Annotated in this window: 13 protein-coding genes and 1 pseudogene; 7 read left to right on the top strand and 7 right to left on the bottom strand. The window is 65.3% G+C overall.

Going from position 1 to position 12550, the window contains the following annotated elements:
• Positions 1–133: 133 nt before the first annotated feature.
• A complete protein-coding gene (locus tag DQ384_RS07770; protein ID WP_181871086.1) occupies positions 134–3013 on the bottom strand; it encodes a type I restriction-modification system subunit M/S in 2880 nt (959 codons plus the stop codon).
• A 403-nt stretch (positions 3014–3416) separates the two neighbouring features.
• Here DQ384_RS07770 and DQ384_RS40305 point away from each other — a divergent pair, with 403 nt between their 5' ends.
• The 5 genes from DQ384_RS40305 to DQ384_RS07805 all read left to right on the top strand — a co-directional run bounded on the left by DQ384_RS40305 (position 3417) and on the right by DQ384_RS07805 (position 5431).
• Positions 3417–3620 carry an Arc family DNA-binding protein gene (locus DQ384_RS40305; protein WP_147268686.1) on the top strand — a complete coding sequence of 68 codons (204 nt, stop codon included), beginning with the start codon at positions 3417–3419 and terminating at the stop codon, positions 3618–3620.
• A complete protein-coding gene (locus DQ384_RS07785; RefSeq protein ID WP_114028051.1) occupies positions 3617–3991 on the top strand; it encodes a type II toxin-antitoxin system death-on-curing family toxin in 375 nt (124 codons plus the stop codon). The genes DQ384_RS40305 and DQ384_RS07785 overlap by 4 nt, the downstream gene beginning before the upstream one ends.
• A gap of 33 nt (positions 3992–4024) precedes the next feature.
• Complete coding sequence (locus tag DQ384_RS07790) at positions 4025–4168, top strand: hypothetical protein (protein ID WP_220182828.1); 144 nt, start codon at positions 4025–4027, stop codon at positions 4166–4168.
• Positions 4169–4598: 430 nt separating this feature from the next.
• Positions 4599–4910 carry a type II toxin-antitoxin system prevent-host-death family antitoxin gene (locus tag DQ384_RS07800; protein WP_114028431.1) on the top strand — a complete coding sequence of 104 codons (312 nt, stop codon included), beginning with the start codon at positions 4599–4601 and terminating at the stop codon, positions 4908–4910.
• 2 nt (positions 4911–4912) lie between these two features.
• Complete coding sequence (locus DQ384_RS07805; RefSeq protein ID WP_114028053.1) at positions 4913–5431, top strand: type II toxin-antitoxin system RelE family toxin; 519 nt, start codon at positions 4913–4915, stop codon at positions 5429–5431.
• A gap of 143 nt (positions 5432–5574) precedes the next feature.
• Here DQ384_RS07805 and DQ384_RS07810 read toward each other — a convergent pair whose 3' ends face one another.
• The gene (locus DQ384_RS07810) at positions 5575–5826 is read right to left on the bottom strand and encodes a GntR family transcriptional regulator (RefSeq protein ID WP_114028054.1); all 252 of its coding nucleotides are present in this window, start codon (positions 5824–5826) and stop codon (positions 5575–5577) included.
• 127 nt (positions 5827–5953) lie between these two features.
• Positions 5954–6850 carry a prolipoprotein diacylglyceryl transferase gene (lgt, locus tag DQ384_RS07815; protein ID WP_114028055.1) on the bottom strand — a complete coding sequence of 299 codons (897 nt, stop codon included), beginning with the start codon at positions 6848–6850 and terminating at the stop codon, positions 5954–5956.
• Positions 6851–7189: 339 nt separating this feature from the next.
• On the opposite strand from lgt, the gene DQ384_RS07820 reads away from it, so the two are divergent.
• Positions 7190–7405, top strand: a complete 216-nt coding sequence (locus tag DQ384_RS07820; RefSeq protein ID WP_245966309.1) for a PIN domain-containing protein — start codon at positions 7190–7192, stop codon at positions 7403–7405.
• 482 nt (positions 7406–7887) lie between these two features.
• Here DQ384_RS07820 and DQ384_RS07825 read toward each other — a convergent pair whose 3' ends face one another.
• The 3 genes from DQ384_RS07825 to DQ384_RS41115 form a co-directional block, all read right to left on the bottom strand.
• Positions 7888–10083: a PxKF domain-containing protein gene (locus DQ384_RS07825; RefSeq protein WP_114028056.1), complete on the bottom strand. Its 2196-nt coding sequence runs from the start codon at positions 10081–10083 to the stop codon at positions 7888–7890.
• Positions 10084–10650: 567 nt separating this feature from the next.
• Positions 10651–10800: a hypothetical protein gene (locus tag DQ384_RS07835; RefSeq protein WP_245966310.1), complete on the bottom strand. Its 150-nt coding sequence runs from the start codon at positions 10798–10800 to the stop codon at positions 10651–10653.
• 272 nt (positions 10801–11072) lie between these two features.
• Positions 11073–11231: a hypothetical protein gene (locus DQ384_RS41115; protein ID WP_181871088.1), complete on the bottom strand. Its 159-nt coding sequence runs from the start codon at positions 11229–11231 to the stop codon at positions 11073–11075.
• A gap of 82 nt (positions 11232–11313) precedes the next feature.
• Here DQ384_RS41115 and DQ384_RS44090 point away from each other — a divergent pair.
• Positions 11314–11421 (top strand): annotated as a pseudogene (locus tag DQ384_RS44090) (peptide-methionine (S)-S-oxide reductase MsrA); the annotation flags it as partial.
• Between the two features lie 81 nt (positions 11422–11502).
• Here DQ384_RS44090 and DQ384_RS07845 read toward each other — a convergent pair.
• A complete protein-coding gene (locus tag DQ384_RS07845; RefSeq protein WP_114028059.1) occupies positions 11503–12441 on the bottom strand; it encodes a TetR/AcrR family transcriptional regulator C-terminal domain-containing protein in 939 nt (312 codons plus the stop codon).
• Positions 12442–12550: the final 109 nt, after the last annotated feature.

The following is a 12550-nucleotide window of genomic DNA, read 5'->3' on the forward strand; positions in this document are numbered from 1 at the left end:
CTGACCATCCACCGGGAGATCGACCTGGCCACTCACCGGGATTTCCGGTGACCACACCAGGAATTTTGATGGCCACCAGCCGGGAGAAATCTGGCCGCTCAACTGGAGAACGGCGTGTCCGCTAGCATAACTCTCAATGCGGACGTCGGCAGACGAAGCGAGTACTTGCGTGCTCCCCAAGGGCTACTGGGGTCCGAGCGGTCGGCGAAGCCTGAACCAGGTGGTCATGTGGGTAAGCGCCTGGGGAGCCTTGATCCACTGAGCGGGGGGCGTGCCTCCGGACCGACCCACCGCTCAGCGCTGGCCCTTCTCTTCTCGACGTTGGGTCTTGGCTCCGCTGGAAGAGGGCGCTCGCTTCGCTCGGACTGTTCTGGTTGGGGCTCCCGCCCCGAACATGCGCTCGCGGGACTGCCAGCGGGAACGCCACCACGCCAGGCGATGGGCGGACTCCTGTGGGAAAACGCTCTGAACAAGGGTGATCACCAACGTCAGCGCGATCAAAACTACCATCACTCCCCATGGCGCACCGGCGATGCCGAGGCCGAGAGGCCCGCCGACTCCCGCCATCCCCGCGATCGTGCGCCCGACGGCCGCCTCTCTTCCGGCCTTGACAGGTGGCACTCTCACGGAGAAACACCGCACCTTCCAACAATTGCTCGGCCAGTGCTGTACGGGCCGTCGCGGCTGCGCGCGCGAACTCCTCGTGGACCGCGACCTGTTCGTCAAGTGTGTTGAGAGCTGATCTGATCTGGCGCTGTTCATCGAGCGGAGGAACGGTCACGGTGAGCCGACCGAGGTCGCGAGTATTGATGAATGGGATGACGGTTGCTCTGGAGCGACGGTGGATCCAGCTCATGACCGAGGGAAGATTCAGAAAGATCAGCAGGTAATGTGGATCCACGGTGTCGGCCCTGAGAAGGCGCAATCGATGCAAGTTCCCGCCGAAGAGCCATCCTTCCTGCTGTTCCCGAACGATCGCCGGATGTCCCATAGCGCCTGATCGCACGCAGAGGATGTCGTCTGCCTGCAGGCGGAACCTGGCCAATCGCTCTGCCGTCCCTTCGGTCGTCTGGTCCGCATCGTCAGCGACGATCGACCCCTGATGCAGATGCCTTGGCATCACGATGGGTACTGATCCGTCTGCCACACGCTCGGCCATGCCAAGCCGGGAGAAAGATGGGCCAGCCTGGATGCTGCAAAGATCGCTCAGGGCAACGCGGCTCCATCCTCGGGGAATGCCTCGGGAGTATCCATGACGTGGAGCTGTCCGAAGCTCAGTGGCTCGGGCATCCAGTCGATCTACTTCGCTCTTTATGCGCACCAGCTCGTTCGCCGTGCTCGGAGCGTCCTGTGGAACTGGAGCACCTACGGGCCTGTCTTCGATGTAGTCGGCCGGGTCCAAGGAATAGTCGGCCTGCCGAAGCGCGTGCACATCGGCAGAGACGGCGCATCCGAGATCCGGAAGCCACTTAATTTCGCCGTCGGCGAGTAGATGTCGGCGTACATGGATCCCGGAGAGGAGATCGGTCGTATCCGGGGACAGAAAGACTGACCCCTCCCGCGTCACAATGTCTACGTTCGTGGCGTCCACGAAAAGGATCCGTCCCGGTCGGTTAGAGGGAGGGGTGAGGACCCATATCGTCACCGCCGTGGTCGTCACTGGAAACAGTCGAGCGGGAAGTGCGATGATCGCCTCCACCGTCCCTTGCTCCACCATCTCCCGACGGATCGCGTGCTCACGCTCGTCGGAGCTGACGCCGGCTTGGTGGGGCATCAGCACAGCTGCTTTGCCCCCGGGGAGGAGGGAACCGACGGCGAACTGCAGCCACGCATAATTGTCGTTGTGTGGAGGCGGCGGCCCGAACAGCCAGTCGTCGTGGCGGGCGGTGGGTCGTGCAGAGCGCATGTTGAACGGCGGGTTCATCAATATGGCATGCGCTTGTGCCCGCCGCTCACTCATTTGCTCCCAGGGCGTCACGCCGCCCAGGTCGAGTTGAGCAGTATGGCCGTGCAGGGCGAGGTTCATGCCAGCGAGTCGCAGCGTTTCAGGGTTCGGGCTCGCGCCGCGTAGCGAAGGTCCCGGGTCTGGTCGGAGGGCACCTGCGGCGTGGAGCATCTCCCCACCACGCAGCCACGGGTCGTATACGAGCAGATCCGGATCACGGTCGTTATCGCCGGCTGCCAGACGCGCCATGAGATTAGCTACTTCGCGGGGAGTGAAGTAGTCACCGCTATCGAATTTTGTCGTGGCTGCCAGGTGGCCGAGTAAGGTGCGGAAAGCTGTTGTGCCGAGGTGATCACACAGGCGGATCACTTCGGCGAGGTCCGTCCCCGAAGGAGGCCGCAGTCGTTCCAGCGTGCTACGTGCGCCTGGCGGTATTCCATATGCGCGAAGCGTCCGGTCCGTGAGCTCGCCGATCCGGCGCATGATCGCAGTAGAACGAAGCTCCATTGGAGGTCGTTCGGTGACTTTGTGGAGCTCCGACCACAGCATGGGCGCGCAGTGGCGGAGGAAGGTCAGGTACAGCACCAGGGTCAAGTAGTCGGTTTGACGGTTGATACCGTCACGGAACTTCGTCGCCAACGTTCCGAGGAGGCGGTGGAGAGCCGCTTCAGTCCTGTCGGTGTCGGTGTCGGTGTCGGTGTCGGTGTCGGTGTCGGTGTCGGTGTCGGCAGCGGCGAGGTCGGATGCGGGAGAGGCGGTCTCGCGGACGAAGCCGTCTCCATTTGAAGAGACCTGACCGGCGATCGCGACCGCGCGTCGCACGCGAGCGCCGTAGGTGAATCCGGCCGACTCGTCCGCTCGCCGCTCCTTCTGGGGGATGACGCGGCCGTCCAGCCACTTGAGCGCCTGAGCGAGGGTGAAGTACTCCCGGTTGTCCAGGCTGATGGGCCGGGGGAAGTCCTGATGGCGTTTCGCCCAGGTGGTGATAGTAGGACGCCGCACCCCCGTCAGTACGGCGAGCTCAGCACGGGAAACGAACCGATCTGCTGGTTGTTGCTGGCGCCGCACCGCGTTACCCCGTTTCTTCCGCCGACGAATAGCGGAAACCATAGGTGGGGCCAGCCCGTGTAGCAACTGCGTACTTCGCCGTACTCATTGATAAGGTTGTGAGGGAGACCTGGAAATAGAGAATAACACCAGGTCATAGCCGGGTAAGCAGGCTAGTGGACTGATAACCCTTGTAGCAGTACCGGCCAATCGGGCTCGTGCCGACGATGAGCGTTTCCGGTTGGACAGGGTGGCTGACGCGGAGCTTCTGTCGCGCGCAGGATCCTGTGCCTTCGAGTTCGACCACTCTCCGGTGAGGTTTCCACGGTACAAGGCGATGGTCGTCGCCCCTCGGGTTATGCGTGCGTCTGGTAGTGATCGCCAGGTCTCCTTGGTGGTACCACAAAGTGGTACCGTCGACTGTATGGCGGAGACACGGCTACGGCTTCCGGATGAGACGTATGAGCAGATCAAGCAGATCGCCAGTGGTGACGCCCAGAGCGTCAACTCGGCGATGGTGGTCGCCATTGAGGAGTACATCGCCCGGCGGCGGCGAGAACGCTACCAGGCGATGGGCCGGAAGATCGCCGAGCGGGACCGGGAGTTGCTTGAGCGGCTCGCTCGGTGACCGTCTATCCGAGTACCGAGGATCTTCTCGCTTTGGCCGAGGCGGTCCTGCCAGAGGTCCTGCTCCGCGATGGTGGCCAACTGCATGCTGCGGTGCTCCGCCCGCAGACCACCGTGTTCGGTGATGACGCCTATCCGGATCTGTGGGAGAAGGCGGCTGCCCTGATGCAGAGCATTCTGATCGGGCATCCGCTGGTCGACGGTAACAAGCGACTCGGCTGGGCGGCGGCCGTTGCCTTCTTGGAGGACAACGGGGAGGTCCTGGAGTACCGGGACGTGGACGAAGCCGAAAGAGTGGTCATCGCCGTGACGACGGGGGAGTTGGAGGACATCCCTGACCTGGCGCAGCGGCTCCGCAAGCTACGCGGGTGAAGACCGGCGAACAGATGACGCGATCGCCATCTGGTGCCTGAAGTGAATCTCTACCACCAGCAGTACTTGTACAAAGTGCCGAACGGCTACTGCGGCCTCGGCGGCACCAACGTCAAGCTGGGTGACCCGTCCGAGTGGGCCGCCTGCCAGACGGGCCTGGTCCCGGCCGACGAGTAGTTTTACAGATCTCGCTGTACGGCTCGCGCTCAACTCCTGGGCGTGAGCCGTCCGGCTATCCGGCCCCGTTCGGCGAGCGGGAGGGGCTCCGTATCGCCGGTGCGGTCGCTGCGATCTCGGGTTCGGCCGCGGTCGCGCTTCCGTGGACGACCGGTACCGGCGGGCCGACGGTGGCGCTGGAGCAGCTCGGGTACGCTCTCCACTTGCCGATCATGATCTGGTGCGGGGCGCTGGGCTGGCGGTACCTGTTACCTGCGTGACCGGTGCCCGTGAGCCTGTATGTCCTTCTGCTTGGGCGGCCCTGAGCGAGGCACCGCTGGGCCATCGACGGTAACCGATGTCGAGCCAGGTGACCTCTTCAACCGGTTGGGCGATCGAGGTACTCGGTTCGACGATTGCTCTTCTGTATAGCTATCTGCATAGTTTGTGTATGACTGTTCTCCAGGATGCAACCGAACTCACGGTCACAGAGGCCGCGCAGCGGGGTGTGGCTCGACTGGTGGCTGATGCGGAACAGGGGACGGATCTGGTGGTGACCCGTCGGCATCAGCCGGTCGCGGCAGTCGTGAGTATGCGGCGTCTCAACGAGTTGGAAGAGGCCGCAGCCGATCTGCGTGATCTGGCGTTGGTTCTTGTACGGTCGGCGACCGACAGCGGTCGGCGGACGACGATCGACGACGTACTCTCCGCTTTCGGGCATACTCGTGAGTCGCTGGCCGCGCTCCCGGAGGACGACGAGTAGCGTTGTCCGAAGTCGTATTCACCGACCCGGCCGTTGACGATCTCCGCAGGATCGGTCCGGACGCAGTGCCCGAAGTTCTGAAGAAGATCCTCTTGCTGCTGGAGAACCCCGAGGCCGGCTACCCGTTGGGCGGGGAACTGACCGGCTTTCGCAAGCTTGTCGTCGGTCGGAACACCTGGCGAATCGTTTACCGGATCGCCGATGACAAGGCGGTTGTGATCTGTGAGATCTGGGCCGTTGGAGAAAGGGCCGATGCCGAGGTCTACGCCGAAGCCAAGGCCCGAGTACGGGCGGTCGGTAACTCGCGTCCCGACGTCGTCCGTCTTGGGACGGTGATCGAGCGCCTCGGGACCCTGACCGATCACATCCACATCGAAGCGACGCCTATGCGAGAGCCCGTTCCTGACTGGCTCGCCGAACGACTGATCTACACGGTGGGCCTGGCCCGCGAGGACGTGGCAGCACTCGACCTGGAACAAGCCGTCGATCTTTGGACGGAGTTCCGCTTGAGGGCGCGTTAGCCGATAGCTGTCACTCGTAGGCTGGAATGCCTATGCCGGGGGCCATCTGATGCTGGGTCACTGCGGCATCGGTGGCACCGGTGTCAACGCGGGTGACCCTTCGGAGGAGTAGCCGGGATTGCTGAGATCTCCGGCAGGTGGTTTCAGGCCTGCTCGAAGGTCTCGTTCTTGTCCTGGGCCACGAAGGAGCCTATGCCCGGGATGGTGATGATGAGGCCGTCTTCGCGAAGCTTGGCGGTCACTTTGCGGATGGTCACGCGGGCGACGCCGAACTCGCCTTCCATCTGGACCTCGGAGATGAGGTAGCGGGGCGGGTACTCGCCCGACTCGACGCGTGCGCGTACGACCTCGTAGATCTGCACCCACTTGGGTCGCGTCGGGTCGTAGTTGATCACTCGGCAACGTTGCTGTACAGCAACCTGGTCCGATGACCCGCCCTCGTAATTCGGCGCCAAGCGGCAAGTACCTGAAGTGTGCACTTGCCACAACAGAATTCGGGAGTCTTACGGCATGTTGGTCGCGTCAGATGCTCTCGATCGGATCGGAGGCCTGCCCGCTGTTCTCCTCGTGCGAGGCCTTGTGTTGTGAGGCCGGCACCACGATCTGTTCGGTGTCCTTGTTACGAGTCACCCAGAGATAGACCAGCGCGCCGATGAACAGCACGATCGAGGTCCACTGGTTGATCCGCAGCCCCAGGAGCGTCACCGCGTGGTCGACTCCGCCCACCGGGTCGATCCGCAGCCCCTCGATCCAGAACCGCCCGAACGTGTAGCCGGCGACGTAGAGGGCGAACAGGCGGCCGTGGCGCAGCGTGAACCGCCTGCCGACCAGGATCAGTCCGAAACCGAGCGCCGCGTCCCACAGCGACTCGTACAGGAACGTCGGGTGGTAGAGCACCCCTGGCTCGCCGCCGTGCGCCTTGTCGATCTCCAGGCCCCACGGCAACGTGGTCGGACTGCCGTACAGCTCCTGGTTGAACCAGTTGCCCCAGCGGGCGATCGCCTGCCCGAATGCGATGCTGGGCGCGACCGTGTCGGCCACGGCGCCCAAAGACAGCCCCCGGCGGCGGCAGGCCAGCCACATGCCCACACCTCCCAGGGCGACCGCGCCCCAGATGCTGAGCCCGCCTTCCCAGATGAACAGCGCCCGGTAGGGCTCCTTGATCGCGCGCGGGCCGAAGTAGGTCTGCCAGTCGGTGATGACGTGGTAGAGGCGAGCGCCGATCAGGCCGAAGATCACTGCAGGGACCGCGATGTCGCTGATCGTGCCCTTCTCGCCGCCGCGGGCGCGCCAGCGGCGCTCGCTGAGCCAAATGCCGAAGACGATCGCGAGGACGAAGCACAATGCGTAGGCCCGGATCGGGATGAATCCGAGATACCAGACCCCTTCGGAAGGGCTGGGAATCGAGGCAAGGGGCATGCCGGTGAGGCTAGTCAACGTGAGGCCACTTGGCCGCCTTCGTGACCTGATCGCGAACCTTTTGCGACGTGACGCGGCATGAACGAACCGATGCAGCATTCGACGGCGGCCTCGATACCGTCCTCGGCCGTGCTGGGCTTGCTACCAGAAACGCCGTCCCGAAGCCGGCGACGGCCATCGCCTCGCGCCTGGAGCCCGCGCCGCGAGTACACGTCAGCGACCTGCCGGCCTCGGCGCTCGACCAGCGCCCGACGGTCGGCTTCCTGGCGGGCGACGTCCAGTACGGCACCCGCACGATCCTGGCTGATATGGCAGTAGATCGCAGTCCTTTGGGGCCCGGTGACCTTGGTCGATCTCACAGACGGCGATCTCCAGCGCATGAGCCTCCTGGTGGAGGCCTACGCCGGCCTCCTTCTGGGTGCTGTGGACGCCTCCGTCATAGCCGTGGCTGAACGCTTGGGCATCACAGAGGTGGCCACCCTTGATCGCCGTCACTTCACAGTCGTCCGCCCTTGGCACACCACGGCACTCGTATTGCTACCTGAGACACCCTGAGCTCCGACGGCTCCCTACTCCAGGGCTCCGCCGATGCACGGCGGTCTATTGCCTGAGGCGAACCAGCTACCACCAGCAATATCTATAGAAAGTGCCCAACGGCTACTGCTGCATCGGCGGCACCAATGTCAACGCAGGCGGCCCATCTGCGTGATGTCCTACTGGGCTGACGACCTCTTCGGAGGAGTAGTCCTGAAGATGAGACCTTCGGCGGCTTCGGCTGCTCGGGGTCTCTTGCGAATCCGCTGATCATGCGCCGCGTGCAGCTGGGGTCGTCGGCGGCGATGAGCGCCGCCGCGAATGGTTGTAACCAGATCTTGATGGGTTCCAGATTCGGCTGGCGGACAGCCATTCGTAGGTGTTCAAGACGGCTTTCCAGCGGATGACCCAGCGGGGACACTCTGTCCCCTCCGATCACCATGGTCCGGCCGGGGAGCGGGGCACGATGCCGGCTCCGTTCCCCGGCCGGGGTCGTATCGCGGTTACTTCAGGCTGATAGTGGTGAAGTGGCTGCTGCCGTCATTGAGCGTCAGCTCGAACGTACGGCAGGTGCCGGACCAGCTCTTGTCGGTCTTCCATACGTAGCTGTACTGACCATCTTCGTAGCTGAGCTTCGAGTTCCCGGGGCCGCTGGTCGGCTCGGACGCACCGGTCGCCTTCCCGGTGTCGCAGGACACCGGCTGGGAGACCGGGTAGCCGGCGGCGATGACGCCCAGGCCGCGGTTACCGCCGAGACCGAACTTGATCGGTACGGCGCTGTTGGCCTTGCCGTTCATCGTCTCCGGGAAGTAGGCCTTCCAGGGATAGACGACCTGGTAGGTGACCTTCTTGTCGGTTGCGTTGCCGGCCTTGTCGGTGGCGTTCACGGTGAACTCGTGGAAGCCCACGGTGGAGGTGTCGAGCGCGCTGCCGTCGGGCACCGTGCCGACACAGGTGGCAACCCCGGCCAGGTTGTCATCGCACCGGTAGGACGCGGTCGCGGCCGTCCCGAGCTCGAAGACCGCGCCATCGGTGGGCCTGGTGAGGGAGATCGTCGGCTTCGTGAGGTCGACGGTCATCTTCACCGCCTGGTCACCGGCGATCGACACACCCCGCTCGTTCGCCACCCGGCCGTCGACGGTGGTGGTGAAGTCACAGGTGGCGTGCGGGAGCACCGCCTGCAGCCGGCCGTCGGCGCCGGTGGTGCCCAGGTCACGCAGACCGTTGCCGCAGTCGGCCCGTACCGGCGCCCCGGCCAGCGGCTGATCGCCGTCGGAGACCGCGGACACCGTCACCGCGTTCAGCGCGTTGTGCGCCACCGCGCCGCCCACGACGTCAAGGGTGACCTGCAGCCGCTCGGGGCTGATGTTGTCCATCGTGTCCGTCGGCTTGTGGTACTGCGGCTCGGTGACGTACGTCCCACCGGTCGGACCGCAGACGGCCGGCGGGGCCGGCGGGCGGTAGTCGAGCCAGATGAACAGCGAGGACGGGATGCCCACGTCGAAAAACGCCTGGTGGTCGCTCTGCCCGAGCCTGCAGTTGCGCAGTCCGTCGAAACCGACGCGCGCGCCCGCGTTGTACGCCTCTTGGACCACGTAGTTCGACTGGCCGTTCGGGGTCAGCGCCCACAGCCGGGCCGGCTCGTACGGCGTGCCGACCATGTCCATCTGCCACTCGCCGACGAACCGCGCCTTCTCCGCCGCGGTCAGCGTGTTGACGTACGCCCTCGCGCCGAGGAGGCCGCCCTCCTCACCGCCGAAGCCGCCGATCCGCAGTTCCTTGTCCAGCGGGTACTGGCTGAGGACCCGGGCGATCTCCAGGGAGACGCCGTTGCCCGAGGCGTCGTCGTGGGCGCCGGGGGCACCCAGCACCGAGTCGATGTGCGCGCCGACCATGACGATCGGAGCCTTGGTGCCGTCCGGGTCGCCGACCGCGTGCCGGATGCCGATGACGTTGGTGCCCATCGGGTTCACGTACTGGTTGGTCGTGACCCGCAGCGTCAGCGGGCCCTTGTCCAGAAGGCTCTTGATCCAGGTGGAGTGCGCGCTGCCGCCGCCCATCACCGGGATGTTCGGCTGGGCCGTGGTGAGCGTGAACGACGGCGGCGCGTTGTTGCCGGTCGCGTAGGCCAGGATGACCGCGACCGCGCCCTGGCTCGCCGCGTTGATCACGGCGGTGTTGCGGACCGACGCGGTGGTGCTGTAGTCCATCAGAACGATCTTGCCCGCGGTGTCGGCGGGGAAGTCCGCGGCGGACTGGCCGGTCTTGGCGTAGACGACCTGTCCCTCCACCGCGGCGTCATTGCCAGTGAACTTCGCGCTGGTCGACGCGGCCATCTGCCAGTTCGGTCCTCCCGGCAGGTCGGCGTTCGGGGACGTGACCTTCGCGACGTTCTTGGTCGAGACCGGGCCCCATGACTGAAGGGTCACATCGAAGCCGTAGGACTTCAGGATGCCGCCGATGTACTCCGCGCCCTCCCGCTCCTGTGGCGTGCCGTTCAGCCGCGGGCCGATGTTCACGGCGAGTTGCCGAATATGGTTGACGGAGTTGGCTGAGTCGAACTGGTCGATGATCTCGTGGTCATAGTCCTTCAGCAGTGCGCTGGTCGCAGCGGCCGTCAGACCCGCGCCTGACGATCCCTGGGCCGGGACACCGCCGATGGCGGCGGACACGGTTCCGAGGGCCAGCGCCGCCGCCAAGCCGCCGACGACGGTAAGTCGCCTGAGCCGACGGGGATGATCGAATGAACTCCCCACAGAGGAACTCCCTGGTACTGGCGGACGCGGAGGTCCGCGTGGCGTCCTCGTCCTTGGGTCGCAAGGGGAGGACAAGGTTCGCGATTAGTACCAGGATGGTAAAATAAGTGTCAATAGGTGCATTACCCTGACAAAGTTAACCGCTGTCGGTAATCTCGCCCCTTCCCGTTGAGGAAAGGGCGCGGTGACCCGCTGGCACCTACGGGCGCCGTACGAGCGTGACTGATTCCATGGCTGGGGATCGAAAGCGAGTTCCGGGGGATGGCGCCGGACACCAGAGTCCGAGCCCCGCAATCGCGTACGGCCACGGAGAACTCGTCGGCCACCGTTGTATGAACCGGTGAGCCTCTGCATCCACGCCGGCAGTTCGCAGGCCAGCGCGACGACCTCCACCCAGATCTGGTTTCGGGTGAAGTCGTGCAGCGGCAGGTTGCGTAGGCCGGTGTCGTTGGCGGCGCGGATGCCGTCCGGGAATGCGGCGTTGTCCGCCTTCTTCGCCGGGATGGCGGGTCAGGGTTCCGCGTGCCGGTCGAGGCCGAGCATGGCGATGAGGTCTTCGTGGAGCTCGAACCAGACACGATGGCAGGAGTCCACGTCGGTGTGGTCGACCCAGGCGCAGTCACCGGCTCGGGTGCGCGCCAGGGCTGTGGTCGACGCCACTACTCAGGAAGTCATCGCGGGCTGGCAGGCCCGAATCAAAGGCCGACCCCGCGCACTATGCCCGGGCGCGTGAGGCGACGAGCGGAGACTTCGGACCGGTTGAGGTTTCGGTATGAGTCTGAAGCGGAGACCGGGTTACAGTCCCGCCTCCTGACGACGAATGGGACGTACGGTTCGGTACGAGCGACGCGGTGAAGGGCCGGGAGGAACTATGCCGTCACGCCTTGGCCAACACGCGCCGATGCTTGGAGACGCTGCGGGCCGATCCACGCTCACGCGCCGACCATGAGCGCCAGCATCGCCGACGTGGAGACCTTGCGACTCACCGTCACAACGGACAGGACCTCGAGCAATGGGAGTTCGAGGTCACCAGCGGCGGGCGCGTGCGCTACGTGATCGATGACGACGCTCGTACTGTATGGGTCGTGCATGCCTCGCCCCGTCATCCGAGGACACCGATGTCTGAGGCCACCTGGCCACGCTAGCCGCGAATTGTCGCCCGAAGAGAATCGCTACCACCAGCAATATTTGTACAAAGTACCCAATGGGTACTGCGGCATTGGCGGCACCGGTGCCAATACAGGTGACCCTTCGGCCTGGTGTCCGACGGGGCTGACGACCTCTTCCGAGGAGTTACTGGGATTGCTGAGGCCGTTCCCGATGAGCCCACCTCTCCACCCGGTAGCTCGCCTCGGCCACGGGTCAGCCCGGCAGCCCGAGAGCGCGGCGGCGGGTGTCGATGCCATCGAGCATGCGCTGCAACCCGTACTCGAAGACCGTGTCCAGGTCGAAGTCGAACCGCTCCCGCACGACGTAGCCGAGTCCGGGATGACCGGCGGACGACGCCCACCGCCGCAGGCCGCCGTCCTGGAGGCGCATCCAGTCGTCCGCCGACATCCCAGTGTCCTCCTCTGCCTGTGCCTCCACGAGACGGACCAGCGCCATGCTGCGCACGTGCCCGAACAGGTTGATGTGCGCGCACAGAATGTCGTGTGCGTCGAACCCCATCGCACGCAGCGTGCTGAGCGACCACTCGGCGATCGGCAACACGTTGGGCATGAGCTGCGGGCGGCTCAGCGAGAACACCTCGGCGGCCCACGGGTGGCGGCCAAAGACCGTCCAGAACAGGTGCGCGACCGCCTCGAGGCGTCGCCGCCAGGCCGCCATCGGGATCTCGGGCACCCGGGCTCCGGCGAACATGTGGTCCGCCATCCGCAGCGTCAGGTCACTCCGGTTCGGGACGTGACGGTAGAGCGCCATCGTGGACACGCCCAGGGACACGGCCACCCGCCGCATCGTGACGAGCGGCAGTCCTTCGGCGTCGGCGATCCGCACGGCGGCCTCGACGATCTCGCGCTGGGTCAGCCGGGCGCGCCGGGATCGTTCGACGGTAACTCGCGGGGCCGTCCCGGCCGGCCGCTCGTCCCGCCGCCGCACGATGGTCCCGCTGCCGGGGATCGTCTCGACCAGGCCCTCCGCGCGCAGGGCGCCGATCACCTTGGTGGCGGTGGCCATCGCGACACCCCAGTCCCGGACGATCCGCCTGGTAGACGGAGCCGGCCGGCCTTCCGCCAGCCGTCCGCTCCGGATGTCGTCGGCGATCTCGTCGGCGATGCGTAGGTAGAGCGCTCGGTCGGTCATGACCCTCCAAGTGCACTAGTGCGGTCGGCTGATCGGCGTGTTGCCGTACTACTCCATATGCTGCGAGGAGGGGGTGAAGTGCACTACCTCTCGCGTCACTGTGTGGCCT

It is taken from the genome of Sphaerisporangium album, from assembly GCF_003323745.1.
Classification (GTDB): domain Bacteria; phylum Actinomycetota; class Actinomycetes; order Streptosporangiales; family Streptosporangiaceae; genus Sphaerisporangium; species Sphaerisporangium album.